The organism is Fischerella major NIES-592 (assembly GCF_001904645.1).
Lineage (GTDB): Bacteria > Cyanobacteriota > Cyanobacteriia > Cyanobacteriales > Nostocaceae > Fischerella > Fischerella thermalis.
In genome coordinates, this window is record NZ_MRCA01000001.1 from 36,530 (window position 1) to 54,935 (window position 18,406).

11 protein-coding genes are annotated in these 18,406 nt (G+C 42.2%); 9 read left to right on the forward strand and 2 right to left on the reverse strand.

All coding sequences use genetic code 11. The features are described from left to right. Positions 1–265: 265 nt before the first annotated feature. From NIES592_RS00140 to NIES592_RS00180, 9 genes are all read left to right on the forward strand, one after another. A complete protein-coding gene (locus NIES592_RS00140) occupies positions 266–6,304 on the forward strand; it encodes a HAMP domain-containing protein (protein ID WP_073554579.1) in 6,039 nt (2,012 codons plus the stop codon). Positions 6,305–6,573: 269 nt separating this feature from the next. Next, the gene (locus tag NIES592_RS00145; RefSeq protein WP_073554580.1) at positions 6,574–7,398 is read left to right on the forward strand and encodes a CheR family methyltransferase; all 825 of its coding nucleotides are present in this window, start codon (positions 6,574–6,576) and stop codon (positions 7,396–7,398) included. A 64-nt stretch (positions 7,399–7,462) separates the two neighbouring features. Next, positions 7,463–8,044, forward strand: coding sequence for a chemotaxis protein CheB (locus NIES592_RS00150; protein ID WP_073554581.1), 582 nt, complete (start codon positions 7,463–7,465; stop codon positions 8,042–8,044). A gap of 192 nt (positions 8,045–8,236) precedes the next feature. Further along, on the forward strand, positions 8,237–10,618 hold the full coding sequence (locus NIES592_RS00155) for a response regulator (RefSeq protein ID WP_073554582.1): 2,382 nt from the start codon (positions 8,237–8,239) through the stop codon (positions 10,616–10,618). Positions 10,619–10,809: 191 nt separating this feature from the next. Next, on the forward strand, positions 10,810–11,139 hold the full coding sequence (locus NIES592_RS00160) for a hypothetical protein (protein WP_062249651.1): 330 nt from the start codon (positions 10,810–10,812) through the stop codon (positions 11,137–11,139). Between the two features lie 354 nt (positions 11,140–11,493). After that, the gene (locus NIES592_RS00165; protein ID WP_073554583.1) at positions 11,494–13,188 is read left to right on the forward strand and encodes an ABC-F family ATP-binding cassette domain-containing protein; all 1,695 of its coding nucleotides are present in this window, start codon (positions 11,494–11,496) and stop codon (positions 13,186–13,188) included. Positions 13,189–13,393: 205 nt separating this feature from the next. Next, positions 13,394–14,992, forward strand: a complete 1,599-nt coding sequence (gpmI, locus tag NIES592_RS00170) for a 2,3-bisphosphoglycerate-independent phosphoglycerate mutase (protein ID WP_073554584.1) — start codon at positions 13,394–13,396, stop codon at positions 14,990–14,992. An 88-nt stretch (positions 14,993–15,080) separates the two neighbouring features. Continuing rightward, the gene (gene secG / locus NIES592_RS00175) at positions 15,081–15,314 is read left to right on the forward strand and encodes a preprotein translocase subunit SecG (RefSeq protein WP_009460354.1); all 234 of its coding nucleotides are present in this window, start codon (positions 15,081–15,083) and stop codon (positions 15,312–15,314) included. A 71-nt stretch (positions 15,315–15,385) separates the two neighbouring features. Beyond that, the gene (locus NIES592_RS00180; protein ID WP_073554585.1) at positions 15,386–16,243 is read left to right on the forward strand and encodes a peptidase; all 858 of its coding nucleotides are present in this window, start codon (positions 15,386–15,388) and stop codon (positions 16,241–16,243) included. Positions 16,244–16,446: 203 nt separating this feature from the next. Here NIES592_RS00180 and NIES592_RS00185 read toward each other — a convergent pair whose 3' ends face one another. Both NIES592_RS00185 and hrcA read right to left on the reverse strand, forming a co-directional pair. Beyond that, the gene (locus tag NIES592_RS00185; protein WP_073554586.1) at positions 16,447–17,097 is read right to left on the reverse strand and encodes a DUF2834 domain-containing protein; all 651 of its coding nucleotides are present in this window, start codon (positions 17,095–17,097) and stop codon (positions 16,447–16,449) included. Next, positions 17,094–18,185, reverse strand: coding sequence for a heat-inducible transcriptional repressor HrcA (gene hrcA / locus NIES592_RS00190; RefSeq protein ID WP_062249642.1), 1,092 nt, complete (start codon positions 18,183–18,185; stop codon positions 17,094–17,096). Before hrcA ends, NIES592_RS00185 begins: the two co-directional genes overlap by 4 nt. Between the last annotated feature and the right edge of the window lie 221 nt (positions 18,186–18,406).

Genomic DNA, 18,406 nt, shown 5'->3' on the forward strand with positions numbered 1-18,406 from the left:
ATCCAAATATCGATTGATTAATGACCAATTTGAAACTTCATAAAAATTAATCATACCACAGATAGATTTATATCTATTACTTGATCGCTGTTTTCAGAAATTTCGTTATAGTCTATACATCGAAACCTGCATAGCCAGCTAACTGAAAGCCAAGTTCCTCTGACGTAACGAATTAGTTGGTATACCTTTTTATGAGCAGAGTGTAATTTAAACTAGTAGCACGCTATAGCAGCAAGAGTGTATAACTTATTTCCAAGCTATCAGTATGCCCACTGAACAGTTAACCAAAGAAAGCGACAATTTAGATTTACGACAACTGCTCAGAACGCTGTCAGCAGTCAAAAAAGGCGACTTTTCGGCACGAATGCCTATCGATCAAACTGGTATGGCAGGAAAAATCGCTGATACACTCAACGATATTATTGAACAAAATGAACGGCTAACAGCAGAACTACAACGGATTGGTAACGTTGTTGGTAAAGAGGGCAAAATTAGCGAACGCGCTTCTTTGGGCAATGTGCGGGGCGGATGGTCTGCCTGTGTGGATTCTGTGAATACATTAATTACCGACTTAGTTCAGCCTACAGCTGAAACAGCGCGGGTGATCAGAGCAGTGGCAAATGGCGATCTTTCCCAAACTATTGCTCCAGAGATGGACGGTAGACCCCTCAAGGGAGAATTTCTCCAAACTGCCCAAATGGTCAACACAATGGTGGGACAGTTGAATGGGTTTGCCAGTGAAGTGACACGGGTTGCAAGGGAAGTCGGAACCGAAGGGAAACTCGGCGTACAAGCACAAGTTCCAGGAGTGGCAGGCACTTGGAAGGATTTAACTGATAGCGTCAACTTAATGGCAGGAAATTTAACTGCCCAAGTCCGTAATATTGCAGAAGTCACAACAGCAGTAGCCAATGGTGATCTTTCCAAGAAAATTACGGTTGATGTCAAAGGTGAAATATTAGAGTTGAAAAACACCGTCAACATCATGGTGGATCAACTCAACTCCTTTGCATCTGAGGTGACACGGGTTGCTAGAGAAGTAGGTGCAGAAGGTAAACTCGGTGGACAAGCGCAAGTGCCGGGTGTGGCAGGGACCTGGCGAGACTTGACTGATAGCGTCAATATGATGGCAGGAAACTTAACTGCTCAAGTCCGTAATATTGCAGAAGTCACAACAGCAGTAGCCAATGGTGATCTTTCCAAGAAAATTACGGTTGATGTTAAAGGCGAAATTTTAGAACTGAAGAACACCATCAATATCATGGTGGATCAGCTTGGTTCCTTCGCATCTGAGGTGACGCGGGTTGCTAGGGAAGTGGGTTCGGAAGGAAAACTCGGTGTCCAAGCAGATGTCAGAGGTGTGGCGGGTACGTGGAAGGATTTAACAGATAGCGTTAACTTCATGGCGGGTTCGTTAACAGCACAGGTGCGCAACATTGCCGAAGTGACGACAGCTGTGGCAAATGGTGATCTTTCCAAGAAAATAACCGTCGATGTCAAAGGCGAAATTCTGGAGTTGAAAAACACCATCAATACGATGGTGGATCAACTCAATTCCTTTGCTGGTGAAGTGACGCGGGTTGCTAGAGAAGTAGGTGCTGAGGGTAAGCTGGGCGTACAAGCGGAAGTCAAAGGTGTTGCAGGTACGTGGAAAGATTTAACAGATAGCGTTAACTTCATGGCGGGTTCGTTAACAGCGCAGGTGCGGAACATCGCCGAAGTGACAACAGCTGTGGCAAACGGTGATCTTTCCAAGAAAATCACTGTCGATGTCAAAGGCGAAATTCTGGAGTTGAAAAACACCATCAATACGATGGTGGATCAACTGAGTTCCTTTGCATCAGAAGTGACGCGGGTGGCGAGAGAAGTAGGAACCGAAGGGAAACTCGGTGTACAGGCAGAAGTTAAAGGTGTTGCCGGCACTTGGAAAGACCTCACCGGGGCAGTGAATATGATGGCAGGTAATCTCACTGACCAGGTGCGGAATATTGCAGAGGTAGCCACAGCGATCGCTAACGGTGATCTTTCCAAGAAAATTACTGTGCAGGTGAAAGGGGAAATTTTCGAGTTGAAGAACACCATCAATATTATGGTGGATCAACTCAATTCTTTTGCATCGGAAGTAACGCGGGTTGCTAGGGAAGTAGGTTCAGAAGGAAAACTCGGCGTCCAAGCAGACGTCAAAGGTGTGGCGGGTACGTGGAAAGATTTAACAGATAGCGTCAACTTCATGGCGGGTTCCTTGACAGCACAGGTACGTAACATTGCCGCAGTCACAACAGCTGTGGCAAACGGTGATCTTTCCAAGAAAATAACCGTCGATGTCAAAGGCGAAATTTTAGAATTGAAGGACACCATCAATACAATGGTGGATCAACTTAATTCCTTTGCATCAGAAGTCACACGAGTAGCGCGGGAGGTAGGAACCGAAGGCAAACTCGGCGTCCAAGCAGAAGTGCGGGGTGTGGCGGGTACTTGGAAAGATTTAACAGATAGTGTTAACTCAATGGCGGGTTCCTTGACTTCCCAGGTGCGAAATATTGCCGAAGTGACAACGGCGGTAGCTAATGGTGATTTGTCCAAGAAAATTACTGTCGATGTTAAAGGTGAAATTCTGGAGTTAAAGAACACCATCAATACAATGGTGGATCAACTTAATTCCTTTGCATCGGAAGTCACACGGGTTGCGCGGGAGGTAGGAACAGAAGGTAAACTCGGTGTGCAAGCCTATGTTAGAGGTGTTGCTGGCACTTGGAAAGATTTGACCGATAACGTTAACTTAATGGCAGGCAACCTGACAGCACAGGTGCGGAACATTGCCGAGGTGACAAAGGCGGTGGCAAATGGCGATCTTTCTAAGAAAATCACCGTTGACGTCAGGGGTGAAATTTTAGACTTGAAAAACACTATCAATACAATGGTGGATCAGTTGAGTTCCTTTGCATCAGAAGTAACGCGCGTTGCGAGGGAGGTAGGAACCGAAGGCAAACTCGGCGGTCAAGCCCAGGTGCAAGGCGTAGCAGGCACTTGGAAAGATTTAACTGACAATGTGAACTCGATGGCGAGTAACTTGACGGCACAGGTGCGAGGCATTGCCAAAGTGGTCACGGCGGTTGCCAACGGTGACTTGAAGCGGAAATTAATGCTAGATGCCAAAGGTGAAATTGAAGCTTTGGCAGAAACAATTAATGAGATGATTGATACCCTAGCGATCTTTGCCAACCAAGTGACGACCGTAGCACGGGAAGTGGGTATTGAAGGTAAATTAGGCGGACAAGCGAAAGTCCCCGGGGCGGCTGGTACGTGGAAAGATTTGACCGACAACGTGAATGAACTGGCTGCTACACTGACTACCCAGTTACGGGCGATCGCAGAAGTTGCAACTGCGGTGACTAAGGGTGACTTAACCCGGTCAATTGCTGTGGAAGCATTAGGTGAGGTTGCTATCCTTAAAGACAACATCAACCAGATGATCGCCAACCTGCGGGAGACAACGCAGAAAAACACCGAACAAGACTGGCTGAAGACCAACCTCGCCAAGTTTACCCGGATGCTGCAAGGACAACGCGACCTGGAAACAGTATCAAAACTGATTCTCCGAGAGTTAGCACCTCTAGTTGGGGCAGCCCACGGCGTCTTCTACATCATGGAAAATACTGACAATAGTCAGTATTTGAAACTACTAAGTAGCTACGCCTACCGCGAACGCAAACATCTAGCTAACCGCTTCCACTTGGGTGAAGGTTTAGTCGGACAGTGTGCTTTAGAAAAAGAACGGATTCTGCTAACAGAAGTACCGCACGACTATATCAAAATTAGTTCTGGTTTAGGTGAAGCAACCCCAGTTAATGTTGTGGTGCTACCTGTACTATTTGAGGGACAAGTCACGGCGGTAATTGAACTTGCTTCCTTCCGGCGCTTTAGCGAAATTCATTTAACCTTTTTCGACCAACTCACAGAAAGTATTGCGATCGTCTTGAACACCATCGCTGCGAGTATGCGTACGGAAGAGTTACTCAAACAGTCCCAGTCTTTAGCTGAGGAATTGCAAAGTCAGCAAAACGAACTACGAGAAACCAACAAACGCCTCGAACAACAAGCCCAAACCCTGAAAGCATCAGAAGATTTACTCAAGAAACAACAAGAAGAGTTACAAAAAACTAACGCCGAACTCGAAGAGAAAGCAGAACTTTTAGCTGTACAAAACAAAGAAGTAGAACGCAAAAATCACGAAATCGAACAAGCCAGACTTTCATTAGAAGAAAAAGCTGAACAACTAGCCCTATCTTCCAAATATAAATCTGAGTTTCTCGCCAATATGTCCCACGAATTGCGGACACCACTCAACAGCTTGTTGATTTTGGCTAAGCTGCTAGCAGACAATACTGAAGGCAACCTCAGCGACAAGCAAATCGAGTACAGCCGCACAATTTACTCCGCCGGCAATGATTTGTTGTCACTAATCAACGACATTCTCGACTTAGCCAAAATTGAATCGGGAACTATGTCTATTGATATGGATCAGATGCGATTATCTGATCTGCGCGAACAGGTGGAACGCACATTTAGGCAAGTAGCAGTCGACAAAAGACTAAATTTCACGATTGAATTAGACTCAGAACTACCACCGACAATCTATACTGATGCCAAGCGACTGCAACAAATCCTCAAAAACCTACTGGCAAATGCCTTTAAATTCACAGAAAGAGGCGAAGTTAGCTTGCAGATATTTGTAGCCAAGCAGGGATGGAGTTCTGACCAAGAAAAATTGAATCGTGCTGATAGAGTGATCGGTTTTGCAGTTAGGGATACAGGTATTGGTATCGCCCCCGAAAAACAAAAAATCATTTTTGAGGCTTTCCAACAAGCAGATGGTACTACCAGTCGTAAATTTGGTGGTACAGGATTAGGTTTGTCCATCAGCCGAGAAATTACCCGTTTATTTGGTGGAGAAATTAAACTAGTCAGCAGCCCGGGAGAAGGTAGCACGTTTACACTGTATTTACCCCAACCGCTTTCTGGTGCTGGAGAGATGGGGAGAAAAACTTCTCCCCACCACCCCACCACCCCACCACCCCATCACACTCCCATCACTCCAGTCATCGACGATAGAAACAACATTCAACCGGGCGATCGCACTTTATTAATTGTGGAAGATGATACTAAGTTTGCCCGGATTCTCTTGGACATGGTACGGCAAAATGAATTTAAGGGCATTGTTGCCCATAGTGGCAACACAGGTTTAGCATTAGCCCAACAATATCAGCCTTCTGCCATTATCCTGGATATTCGTTTGCCAGGGATGGATGGTTGGGCGGTGCTAGATCGTCTCAAACATGACGCCAACACCCGCCATATTCCTGTACATGTGATGACAGTAGAGGAAGGGAAACAACGCAGTTTACAACAAGGTGCGATCGCTTATTTGCAAAAACCCATCAGCAGCGAGACACTACACCAAGCCATCACTAAAATTAAAGGTTTTGTAGAACGACGTGTCAAAAATTTACTAGTTGTAGAAGATGATGAAAATCAACGTCAAAGTATTGTAGATTTAATTGGTAATACCGATGTCGCCACTACTGCTGTCAGTACTGCTAGTGAAGCATTGCAAGCCATAGGAAATGGTCAATTTGATTGCGTAGTCCTCGATTTAGGACTACCAGATATGAATGGTTTTGAATTGATTGAACAAATCAAGCAATCTCCCAATGGCGAAGCCTTACCAATCATTGTCTACACCGCCAGAGAATTGACGAGGGCGGAAGATGTGCAATTGCAGCGCATCGCAGAGACAATCATTGTCAAAGACGTGCGATCGCCTGAACGTCTTTTAGATGAAACTGCTTTATTCTTGCATCGTGTCCAAGCCGATTTACCTGCACCCAAACGTCAAATTCTAGAACAATTACAAAACTCTGACTTCCAACTGGCTGGGAAAAAAGTTTTGATCATCGATGATGATGTTCGCAATATTTTTGCCCTAACTAGTATGCTGGAACGTTATCAAATGCAGATTTTCTATGCAGAAAACGGTAGTGATGGTATAGAAGTTTTGCAAAATAATCCCGACATTAATGTTGTACTGATGGATGTGATGATGCCAGAAATGGATGGCTACGAAACCACTCGCTGCATCCGCGCTAACCCTGATTTTAAATCTCTGCCGATTATTGCCTTGACTGCCAAAGCTATGCAAGGCGATCGCGAAAAGTGTATTGAGGCTGGTGCATCTGACTATATTACCAAGCCTGTTGACACAGAACAATTACTGTCACTATTGCGTGTTTGGTTGTACCGATAGTATTCGTTCCTCAGATAGAGGTATGAGTGATTATTTTTAACTTTGTGGGTAGATGCAGGATTGAATTCTTTCACATTATAAATAAGATGATCAGACGATTTTGGATTTTAGATTTTGAATTTTGGATTGAATCCACAGATAAATCCACTTTCTTCTACCATCAAGGAATAATTGGTCAATTGTCAATGGCAAATCAACAACCAACAACTAACCACTAACCACCAACCACCAACACAATATATTTATTTCATCTGAATTAATTAAAAAACATGGAGAGAGAAGAACTTGAAGATGTAGAAATTCAATTGTTATTAGAAGGTATATATCGTTATTATGGATTTGATTTTAGAAACTATGCTTTAGCTTCCCTCAAGCGCCGGATTTGGAACACTGTTAAAACTGAAGGTTTAACCACTATTTCTGGGCTGCAAGAGAAAGTCCTTCATGAACCAGAGTACCTAGAGAGATTATTATTAAATTTATCGATTAATGTCACAGCAATGTTCCGAGATCCAAGCTTTTTTTTGACCTTCAGGAAAAAAGTAATCCCCATCTTAAGAACTTATCCTTTTATCCGTATTTGGCACGCTGGCTGTTCTACTGGTGAAGAAGTATATTCGATGGCAATTTTACTCAAAGAAGAAGGACTTTATCACCGCTCACGTTTATATGCCACTGACATTAATGAAATAGTTTTGCGTAAAGCTAAATCAGGAATTTTTCCATTAGTCATGATGCAAGAATATACTCATAACTATATACAAGCAGGTGGCAAGAAAGCTTTCTCTGAATATTATACAGCAGCCTATGGAAATGCTATTTTTTCCTCAGAACTTAAAGAAAATATAATTTTTTCCTTACATAATTTAGCCACGGATAATTCTTTTAATGAATTTCATGTAATTTTTTGCCGTAATGTCTTAATATATTTCAATAAAAATCTGCAACATCGAGTTCATAAACTTTTTTACGAAAGCTTAATTAGATTTGGAATATTAGGATTAGGACGTCAAGAATCGATCAGATTTACGCCCCATGAGCAAGATTATGAACAATTAGTTAGTAGTGAAAAAATTTATCGGAGAGTAAGTTAATTTTTGTTGTTTGTTGATTGTTGCTTGGAGAATCAACTACCAACCACTAACACATCGAAATATTATGAAATACCAAATTATTGTAATTGGTACATCCTTAGGCGGGTTAGAAGCATTGCAAGTCATATTATTGGGCTTGCCAAAAACTTTCCCTGTACCAATAGCTGTTGTCCAACACCGTCACAAAGATTGTGATGATACACTAAGAGTCTTATTACAAAGTTACACTAACTCAGTAGTCAAGGAGGCAGAAGACAAAGAAGAAATATTACCTGGGTGGGTATATTTAGCTCCAGCAGATTATCACTTATTGATAGAAAGTAAAGATAAAACAGTGTCTCAACCTTATTTTTCTTTGTCTATCGATGCTCCCGTCACCTACGCACGTCCATCAATTGATGTGCTATTTGAAACTGCGGCTGATGCTTGTAATCAAAAAGTTATTGGTGTACTGTTGACAGGAGCAAATCAAGATGGTGTTCAAGGACTGGCAAAAATCAAAGCACGTGGGGGAATGACTATAGTTGAAGAACCTGAGAGTGCCTTTTGTTCAATTATGCCCGCAGCTGCGATCGCATTCGGAGTAGCAGATCAAGTTTTACCCTTAGTAGATATTGCTTCTTTCTTAGTAAAAATTTGTAATTGATGATGCCGCTTTTAGAGAAGCTATAAATAGTGTACTTAAGCATATAAAATTCCTTGTTACCACCCCCAAGACCTATTTTCAAGCCAGCTAAAGTTATAACTTAAGATAGTGTGAATTCAGCTAGCTTTAGCGTCACAGTCAATAGGAAGACGTAAAAACGGCTTCTTCTATTTATAAAAGTGTATATTTGAAATGTTATTTGAGCCTAAAGTTAATGTTCTGTTGGTAGATGACCATCCAGAGAATTTGCTAGCCCTAGAGGCAATTTTAGACAGCCTTGGTCAAAACTTGGTGAGGGCTACATCAGGCGCAGAAGCTTTGCGAAATCTACTAAATCAGGATTTTGCCGTGATTTTGCTGGATGTGCAAATGCCAGATATGGACGGGTTCGAGACAGCAGCCCTGATTCGACAACGAGAGCGATCGCGGCATACACCAATAATTTTTATAACGGCATTCAACACCAGTGACAACATGGTCTTTAGAGGATATTCTCTAGGTGCCGTAGACTACCTCTTTAAGCCCATAGAACCGGAAATATTGAAATCCAAAGTAGCAGCATTTATTGATTTGTTCAAAAAAAGTGCCGAAGTGAAGCGACAAGCCGCACAGCTAGCAGCAATGAATGCTGAACTCAAAAAACGCGAAGAGATGTTTCGTTCTTTGAGTGCTTGTTCACCCGTAGGCATTTTTTTAACTGATACTCATGGTAAATGCACTTATGCTAACCCACGCTACCATGCTATTTTTGGTTTGACGCCAGAGCAAAGTTTAGACGAAGGCTGGATCGCAACAATTCATCATGAAGAACAACAATCAGTGATTGCAAATTGGTATACTGCTGCTGCTGAAGGTAGGGGATACAAAGGAGAATTTCGCATCATCACTCCAGCAGGAATTGAGCGCTGGGTTTATATGTCATCATCACCAATGCTTTCCGAAGAAGGTAATGTGATTGGTTTTACAGGTACATCAGAAGACATCACAGAACGCAAAAAAGCAGAAGAAGAACATATTAAGCTCATTCGCGAACAAACATCACGCCAAGAAGCAGAAACAGCAAATCGCCTCAAAGATGAATTTTTAGCCACCCTCTCCCATGAACTCCGCACACCCTTAACATCTATTCTAGGTTGGGCAAGACTGCTGCGCCAGCGAAAATTGAATGAAGAAGCAATCACTCGTGCTATAGAAACAATTGAACGCAATGCAGGTTTGCAAGCTCAGCTTATAGAAGATATCTTAGATGTCTCGCGCATTATGCGAGGCAAGCTGACTCTTAACATTTGTCCAGTTAACTTAGTTAACTTAACTGCAACAGTTGTCAATAGCATACGTCTAGAAGCAGAAGCAAAAAAAATTCAACTTGAATATGTAGTTGAACTCAACGAAACAGAGAACACGGCGACGCGACAACGCGATAACACAGAAAATAAAGAGGACGTAGGGATGCGGAGACACGGGGACACGACGAATACAGATGAAATACTCTCCTTGTCCCCGCCTCTTACAGTCACCGCGTCTTCCGTAATCGTCTCTGGTGATCCTAATCGCCTACAACAAGTTCTATGGAACTTGCTTAACAATGCCATTAAATTTACCCCTTCTGACGGTAGGGTAGAAGTACGCCTAGAAGTCTTAGAGGAAAATGGATCATTGGAAATGGTGCAAGGGAGACAAGGGGGACAAGGAAGACAAGGAAGACAAGGGGGACAAGGAAAATATCACACTCCTCATACTTCTCCCACTCCTCATACTCCCCCCACTTCCCCCTCCCCTGCTTATGCCCAAATTACCATCACTGACACAGGTGTTGGCATTAGTTCAGAATTTCTCCCCTACGTTTTTGATCGTTTCCGTCAAGCAGATGGAAGTATAACTAGAAACCACGGCGGTTTAGGATTAGGATTAGCGATCGTACGTTATTTAGTGGAAATGCACGGTGGTAGCGTTCATGCAGATAGCCCAGGAGTCGGACAGGGAGCAACATTTAGTGTAAAGTTGCCATTGTTGGCAACACAGCAAGCACCCCAAGATCAAGAATCAAAAAACCAAGAATGTGCTGTTGCTACCAAAACAGAGGTAAATTTCCCGAAAACACCTGTTCTCGAAAGATGGAAATTAAAACAAACAGAACAGATAACAAAAACAGCCTTCCCCAGTTCTGTTATGGAATCATCCTTGAGTGGTTTGCAGGTGTTAGTCGTGGATGACGATACTGATACACGAGAATATCTAACCACCCTCCTACAAGAATCAGGAGCAGAGGTAACAGCAGTTGATTCAGTGCAATCGGCACTTTTAATAATTGCAAAATCCTTACCGGATGTTTTGATTAGTGACATCAGTATGCCTGAAGAAGATGGATACACATTAATACGTAAAATACGAAATTCACAGCCAGGGCAAGGAAGAGATTTACCTGCGATCGCATTAACAGCTTATGCTAGACCACAAGATTGTCAACAAGCCCTTGATGCAGGTTTTCAGATGTATGTTTCCAAGCCAGTTGAACCAAATCAATTAATTCACTCCGTAGCAAAATTAATGCAGAGATTAGGTACGGGAAGCTAAGAGTGGAAGATGGGGAGTGTGAGGAGTAAAAAACAAAAATCAACCACTAACTAATAATTACTAACAACCAAAAACCAACAAATTATGTAAATTTTTCATAATATTAAATACAGTACTGCTCATATTTATATTTCGTTATTTAATTGCCTGATTAGTTGTTCTATACTAAATAGACGTTACCTGAAAAATTAATGCTTGATTTCAACAGCCTAGTGGAGTTTTCCCGCACCAACTGCGTTAGCATTTGTGCATTTCTCGTACCAGCAAACTTACTTGCAACGCTGTTGACGATGGTTTTAGCTGTACTCCGTCGCCCTTCATATCAAGTTTGGCAATCAGCAATAGTAGCCTGTACATTTGCTGTTGTGATGATACTGCACGTTTACACTTGGTTTATGATCGGCGTAGTCATGATTCCCACTTATGTTTTGTTATGGCTAGCTATTACCTGTTTGCTTTGTAATGTAGGGTCAATTTTATTTCACAGACGCAACACCAACGCCCCAATTTTTGGAAGATAATCCCCAACACACTTAACAATTGTTAAAAAGCCCGCCTGTACGGGCTTTTAATATTATGTAGATAGCAGTGCCATCACAACCAAGCGGGTGTAAGAGTATGGTGTACCCCTTTCAAAGTGTTTCTTGGTGGCTTAGCGTCTTGGTGGTGAAAAATCATTTTATTAACCACCAAGACACTAAGACACGAAGATGAAAAATTAGAATTAATACAGCAACTATCAGTGTATCCTTCACTAAAATCTTTTTCTTTGTCTTCAAGGAATTATTCACATCGAATTTGTAGTTAAATTTTGTTAAGATTGGACTCGATGTGAGTTAACCTTCCCTGCTTGTTGCCTACCTTGGAGACACTCAATGCTGCGACTAGAACATATTAGTAAAATTTATCCGACTGGCGAAGTTCTCAAGGATATCAATTGGGAAGTGAAAGTGGGCGATCGCGTTGGTTTAGTTGGGGTTAACGGTGCTGGTAAATCTACCCAACTCAAAATCATCACTGGCAAAATAGAGCCAACCTCTGGCGAAGTTATTCGTCCTGCCAGTTTACACATATCCTATCTCAATCAAGAATTTGATGTAGACCCCTGCCGCACTATCAAAGAAGAATTGTGGACAGTTTTCAAGGAGGCAAACAAAGTACAGTTATCTTTGCTGGAAGTGCAACATCAGATGGAAACCGCTCCTCCAGAAGAACTGGATAAACTAATTAATAAGTTGGATAAGCTACAACGGCAATTTGAAGCCCTAGATGGTTATGGCTTAGAAGCACGTATTGGCAAGATATTACCCGAAATCGGTTTTGAACCAGAAGACGGCGATCGCCTCGTTAGTGCCTTCAGTGGTGGTTGGCAAATGCGGATCAGTTTGGCTAAAATTCTCTTGCAAGAACCTGATTTATTGCTGCTAGACGAGCCAACAAACCACTTAGATTTAGAAACAATCGAGTGGCTGGAAAATTACCTAAAAGGTTTGAATACACCAATGGTAATAGTTTCCCACGACCGAGAATTTTTAGATCGTCTCTGCACTCAAATTGTCGAAACAGAACGAGGTGTTTCTACTACTTATCTTGGTAATTATTCAGCATATTTACAACAAAAAGCTGAAAAACAAACAGCACAACTGAGTGCCTACGAACGCCAGCAAAAAGAATTAGAAAAACAACAAGCTTTTGTTGATAAATTCCGTGCTAGCGCCACCCGCAGCACCCAAGCTAAAAGCCGTGAAAAACAACTAGAAAAAATCGAGCGTATTGAAGCCCCGACAGTTGGAGTTAAAACGCTACAATTTCGTTTTCCCCCCCCACCCCGCAGTGGTAGAGAAGTCGTGGAAATTAAAAATTTAACTCATATCTACGATGAAAAAATTCTATTTTTAGGAGCAAATCTCCTGATTGAGAGAGGCGATCGCATCGCCTTTGTTGCTCCCAATGGTGCTGGGAAATCAACATTACTGCGCCTAATTATGGGTATAGAACAACCCACAGAAGGAGTTGTCAAATTAGGTCAACATAATGTGATCCCTGGATATTTTGAACAAAACCAAGCAGAAGCTTTAGACTTAGAAAAAACAGTCATGGAAACTATTCATGACGAAGTACCTGATTGGAAAAACGAAGACGTTCGCACCTTATTAGGACGCTTTTTATTCAGTGGTGATACAGTCTTAAAAAAAGTAGCAGCTTTAAGTGGTGGAGAAAAAGCGCGTTTAGCATTAGCAAAAATGCTGTTGCGTCCAGCAAATTTATTAATATTAGATGAGCCAACAAACCACTTAGACATCCCAGCCAAAGAAATGTTGGAAGAAGCACTACAAGACTACGATGGCACAGCAATTATTGTTTCCCACGACCGCTATTTTATTTCTCAGGTAGCCAATAAGATTGTGGAAATTCGTGATGGTGAATTCCGAGTCTACTTAGGTGACTATCATTACTACCTCGAGAAAATTGCTGAAGAAAAAGAACAAGCGAGATTAGCAGCGATCGCAGCCGAAAAAGCTGCCAAAAAAGCAGCCAAAGCAGCTAAGGCTACTGGGAAGAAGAAGTAGATTTGAGCTGGTTAATAGCAACTTCGTTTTTAATGCTCAAGATTTGGTGCATACCACAAAAATAAGAAAAAATTACTAAAGTTTAAGAAATGTCTAAAAAATAGAGAAACTCTTATAAAAGAAGTTAATAAGCACAAATCTACTTGCGACTGTAGTTAGCAGTGGTATCATTCGGGTATTACAAAAAGTAAAGGGCGATTTTATTATGACCAAAGCACCTGTTGCTCCCGTGGTGCTAGTCATTTTAGACGGATGGGGCTACTGCGAGGAGACAAAAGGAAATGCTATTGCCGCTGCTAAGACTCCGGTAATGGATAGCTTATGGGCAGCATATCCGCATACCCTTATCCGCACATCAGGAAAAGCGGTAGGGTTGCCAGAGGGTCAAATGGGCAACTCTGAAGTTGGTCACTTGAACATTGGTGCTGGCAGGGTTGTACCCCAAGAGTTGGTACGCATTTCTGATGCGGTAGAAGATGGTTCCATCCTCAAAAACTCAGCACTTGTCAGCATTTGTCAGGAAGTCCGAAGTCGCAATGGTAAATTGCACATCATCGGGCTTTGTTCTGAGGGTGGTGTACACTCGCATGTTAGCCATCTGTTTGGACTACTTGACTTAGCCAAAAGTCAGGAAATATCAGACATTTGTATCCATGCAATTACCGATGGTCGCGATACCGCTCCCACAGACGGTGTTAACTCCATCGCATTAATCCAAGACTACATTGACCGGATCGGAGTCGGACGCATAGTAACCCTCAGTGGTCGCTACTATGCAATGGATCGCGATCGCCGTTGGGATCGGATTCAACGTGCCTATGATGTGATGACAAAAGATAGCTCTGGCAATGGGCATTCCGCGGTAGAAGTTCTGCAAGCATCCTACGCAGAGGGTGTGACAGACGAGTTTATAGCCCCAGTCAGAATAGCCCCTGGAGCCATAGAACCAGGAGATGGGGTTATATTTTTCAACTTCCGTCCCGACCGCGCCAGACAACTTACCCAAGCTTTCGTTAATCCAGAATTTAATGGTTTTGAAAGAAAGCTGATCACGCCACTGTCCTTTGCCACCTTTACACAATACGACCCAGAATTACCAGTAAAGGTTGCCTTTGAACCCCAAAATTTGAGTAATATTCTCGGAGAAGTAATTTCTCAGCATCATCTCAAACAGTTTCGTACCGCCGAAACTGAAAAATACGCCCACGTTACCTATTTCTTCAATGGTGGACTAGAAGAACCCTTCCCAGGAGAAGACAGGGAACTAGTTAACAGTCCTATGGTTGCTACCTACGACAAAGCTCCGATGATGTCGGCCAAAGCAGTTACAGATGCGGCAACAGCAGCTATTGAAAAGGGTATTTATTCTTTAGTTGTAATTAACTATGCTAACCCAGACATGGTGGGACACACTGGTCAGATCCCAGCAACAGTAGAAGCCATTGAAGCTGTAGATCAGTGTTTAGGTCGCCTACTGACAAGCATCAGTAAAGCTGGAGGTACAGCAATTATTACTGCTGATCACGGTAACGCTGAACATATGATAGATGAGAATGGCAATCCCTGGACGGCTCACACTACTAACCCAGTCCCTCTGATTATTGTCGAAGGAGAACAGGCGAAAATCCCTGGTCATGGTGGCAATGTTAGCTTGCGTAACGATGGCAAACTAGCTGACATCGCTCCTACCATTTTGCAGATTTTACAGCTGCCTCAACCACCAGAAATGACTGGGCGATCGCTTTTGCAACCAACAGAGTACGATGTGCAACTTTCTCGCACACCCGTGCAAGTGGGGCTGTAAAAAGTTAATAATAGTGAATTATGAATGAGAATTTAATACAATTCATAATTCATAATTCATAATTCATAATTCACAAACATTTTCCACTATGACCGTTTCTAACGTTGTACAAGGTATCTGGGTTTTTTCTGCAATTGCTTTAATAGTCCTAGTGTTGTTGCATAGCCCCAAAGGTGATGGTATCGCAGCCATTGGTGGGCAAGCCCAATTATTTAGCAGCACTAAAAGTGCAGAAAAAACATTAAACCAAGTAACTTGGGCTTTGACAGTCATTTTTCTTAGTTTATCTGTGGTTTTGAGCGCTGGTTGGCTGCCTAAATAGAAGTGTGAGGAATGGGGGAAGTGTGAGAAGTGGTGAAGAAGACAAGGAAGACAAAGGAGACAAACGATTCATTGGTTCCCAACCAACAACCACTAACCACTAACCACCAAACAACTACTAACATCCCAACAAGTTTAATTTGGCAACGTTTACTAGCATTTATAGGATTAGCTATGATCACGGGACTGCTGTTGATCTTAACTAACGTGCAGTCCTTTGCTGATTTTTCATATTCTCCCAGTTTCTCGACAAAATACTACGACATCACAAATCTTCCCCCCATCACCCTAGCCCCCTATCACCCCACCACTCTAGCTTCACCAAAACCCCATCCCCTACCTTCCACACTGATGCGGTGGCAAGATACAACTAATAGTGGTGACTACTTTTCTCAAGTTGCAACAACGCCAGTAGGTTATTTAGTTTGGTCACAGTTTCCAGTTAAGGTTTACATAGAAACACCATCAACAATAGATCCTAAGCAAGCCCAAGCTTGGATTAATAGTGTCTTGCAGGCTGTACAAGAGTGGAGTGCTTATTTACCTTTACAGGTAGTCGAAAAACAGGAAGTAGCTGATATTACTGTTATACGGAAAACCCCACCACTGCAAAAGTTGCCTAATAGCAATATTCCCCGTGCGCGTTCCGCTCAAACCACTTACGAATTTTACAATAATAAAAATATTTTATACCATCGCTTCACTATCCTGCTTAGTCCCAGCCAAACAGGACAATATCTTTTAGCCGCTGCTCGCCACGAACTAGGTCATGCTTTAGGAATATGGGGACATAGCCAGTTACAGAGTGATGCTTTATATTTTTCTCAAGTTCGCAATCCCCTACCAATTTCTGCTAGAGATGTGAACACACTGAAGCGGGTTTATGAACAACCAACTTGTTTGGGGTGGACTTTACAACGAACTATTTAGGCGTTGTATATTCGAGGGATGAAAATCATCAACAGTAGAGACGTTGCAGTGCAACGTCTCTACAAAATCTGCAACGTCTCTACAAAATCTGCAACGTCTCTACAAAAATAGAGTCTATTGCAAAAATATTTGTCTTGGTTAACTGTAAATGTTCTGTGTTTATCTGTGTTCGATACTTCAAATATCAAAAAATATCAAACCACTCACGAATCATCCATCTGTGATTCTGGCAAAGATGGACGTATGCACAGATATAGTAAAGGGCCAAATAACGGAACTAAAGCTATCAGCCAAAATATTCCAGAACTGTTCCAACCACGCCGCGTCATATCATCCCCCAACAAAGCAGGAAATAATACACATAGCAGGCAAAAATCACAACTCATCACATTAATAAAGCGGCTATTTTGCCACTGCTGGACAAAATTACTCCAATCACCTTGTTCAATACCATAGCTAACCAAAATCGCTGTTCCAATGGTCAGGACAACACCCGTCCAACGAGAATCTAAGATTTTGAGCAAAACATTCTTTGCACCAGAAAACTGCGGATTTGTTTCTCTGATAGCCAAATAGGGTAACAAAGCAAACGCCCCTACAGCAAAAGAAGCAGCAGTAAATGGCCACACTGGAATTTTTTGCCCTCGACCATCAACAAACAGGACTACACTGTAAACAATGGGCCAAATACCCATAATATTGAACAGTACAATCACCAAGGGATTAATACCTTGCCATTGACCAGTAGATAGATTTTTAATCAACTCAAAAGTATCGGGTTGATTGGGAGGAGCAAACAAGAAAGCATACGCAATCAATCCTAGCCAAAGCAACCCAAAGGCGATTTTTCTCATGAGGGATTTAGATAACTGAAAGTCTCCGATAAATACTCAGCAGCAGCAGCAACTAGTGCGATCGCTCCTTCGTAATCTAGGCGTGTTGGCCCCAAAACTCCCACGCTTCCTACCTGTGATGAACCACGGCGGTAGGTGGAAGAAATTAGACTACAGTTACGAATTGGTTCAAGAGGATTCTCTGAACCAATCCTCACTGTTACCCGTGGTTTACCCACTTCCTCAGTCTCATTTTCCTCAAATATTAATCTCCACAGTTGTTCTTGTTCTTCCTCCAATAGTTGGATGATAGTTTGCACCTGTTGTAGTTGGGCAAATTCTGGTTGTCGCAAAACTTCTGCCATTCCACGCACCATGATTTGTGTAACGCCTGGTGTCAAACTGCGACGACTAAATTCTGCCAGGGAATTTTTTAAGTACTCAACATAGTGCTGAAATTCCCGATCTAAATCACTCCAATTGAGATTAGCTACCTCTAACAAACTGCGCCCGCGTAATTGGCTATTTAAAAAGTTAGAAACAAGTTGTAATTCTCGATCTATCACTTCTGGATCAAATTGTGTGTTTTTGCCTTTTGGTGGCAAATCTAATAATGCTGAATGTGTTTCATAATTATCCGTAACTACGATCAGCATGACTCGTCCGACTTCAATTTGCACCAATTGCAAATGCCGCACCATAGCACTGACATTTTGTGGTATTGTAATCAAGGTGATGCAGCCGCTTAGGGTCGCTAAAATTTGGGCTGCCCCTTGTAATAAGCTTTCTAGACTACTATCTTCCCAATTCAAGCTATTTTGTAGTGTCGCTTCTACTTGTCTGGCTAGAGTTTCCGAAGGTGTGATCAACTGATCAACATAAATTCGATAGCCAGAGTCAGAAGGTACTCGCCCAGCAGAAGTGTGTGGTTGATAAAGTAGCCCGGCTTTTTCTAACACACCCATAGCGTTACGAATCGTGGCTGAGCTAACACCCAAGTTGTACTCTTCTAGCAGGGCTTTGGAGCCAACAGGCTCTGCTGTGGCGATGTAGTGACGTACTGTTGCCCAAAGAATATGCTGTTGACGATTGGTTAGCTGGACTTGCATAGCTAATGTTTACCAAAGCAAAATTTTAATTAGTTTTTAAAAAACAAAAAATTATTAAGATGAGAAGCAAAAAGCATTAATATTTAGTTAAGCAAAATAGTAAATAATTGAAGTATCTGAAAATACGTTACAACAAATCTATCTTTTATCTCTCACAAAAGTATCTTTAAGAAGACTTTGATATACATGTGAAAACTTGCTCACTGCAAAATCCTTCTGAA

Excerpts from the sequence above, each read along its gene's own strand:
- NIES592_RS00140 (WP_073554579.1), top strand. The coding sequence starts at position 266 with ATGCCCACTGAACAGTTAACCAAAGAAAGCGACAATTTAGATTTACGA.
- NIES592_RS00145 (WP_073554580.1), top strand. The coding sequence starts at position 6,574 with ATGGAGAGAGAAGAACTTGAAGATGTAGAAATTCAATTGTTATTAGAA.
- NIES592_RS00150 (WP_073554581.1), top strand. The coding sequence starts at position 7,463 with ATGAAATACCAAATTATTGTAATTGGTACATCCTTAGGCGGGTTAGAA.
- NIES592_RS00155 (WP_073554582.1), top strand. The coding sequence starts at position 8,237 with ATGTTATTTGAGCCTAAAGTTAATGTTCTGTTGGTAGATGACCATCCA.
- NIES592_RS00160 (WP_062249651.1), top strand. The coding sequence starts at position 10,810 with ATGCTTGATTTCAACAGCCTAGTGGAGTTTTCCCGCACCAACTGCGTT.
- NIES592_RS00165 (WP_073554583.1), top strand. The coding sequence starts at position 11,494 with ATGCTGCGACTAGAACATATTAGTAAAATTTATCCGACTGGCGAAGTT.
- gpmI (WP_073554584.1), top strand. The coding sequence starts at position 13,394 with ATGACCAAAGCACCTGTTGCTCCCGTGGTGCTAGTCATTTTAGACGGA.
- secG (WP_009460354.1), top strand. The coding sequence starts at position 15,081 with ATGACCGTTTCTAACGTTGTACAAGGTATCTGGGTTTTTTCTGCAATT.
- NIES592_RS00185 (WP_073554586.1), bottom strand. The coding sequence starts at position 17,097 with ATGAGAAAAATCGCCTTTGGGTTGCTTTGGCTAGGATTGATTGCGTAT.
- hrcA (WP_062249642.1), bottom strand. The coding sequence starts at position 18,185 with ATGCAAGTCCAGCTAACCAATCGTCAACAGCATATTCTTTGGGCAACA.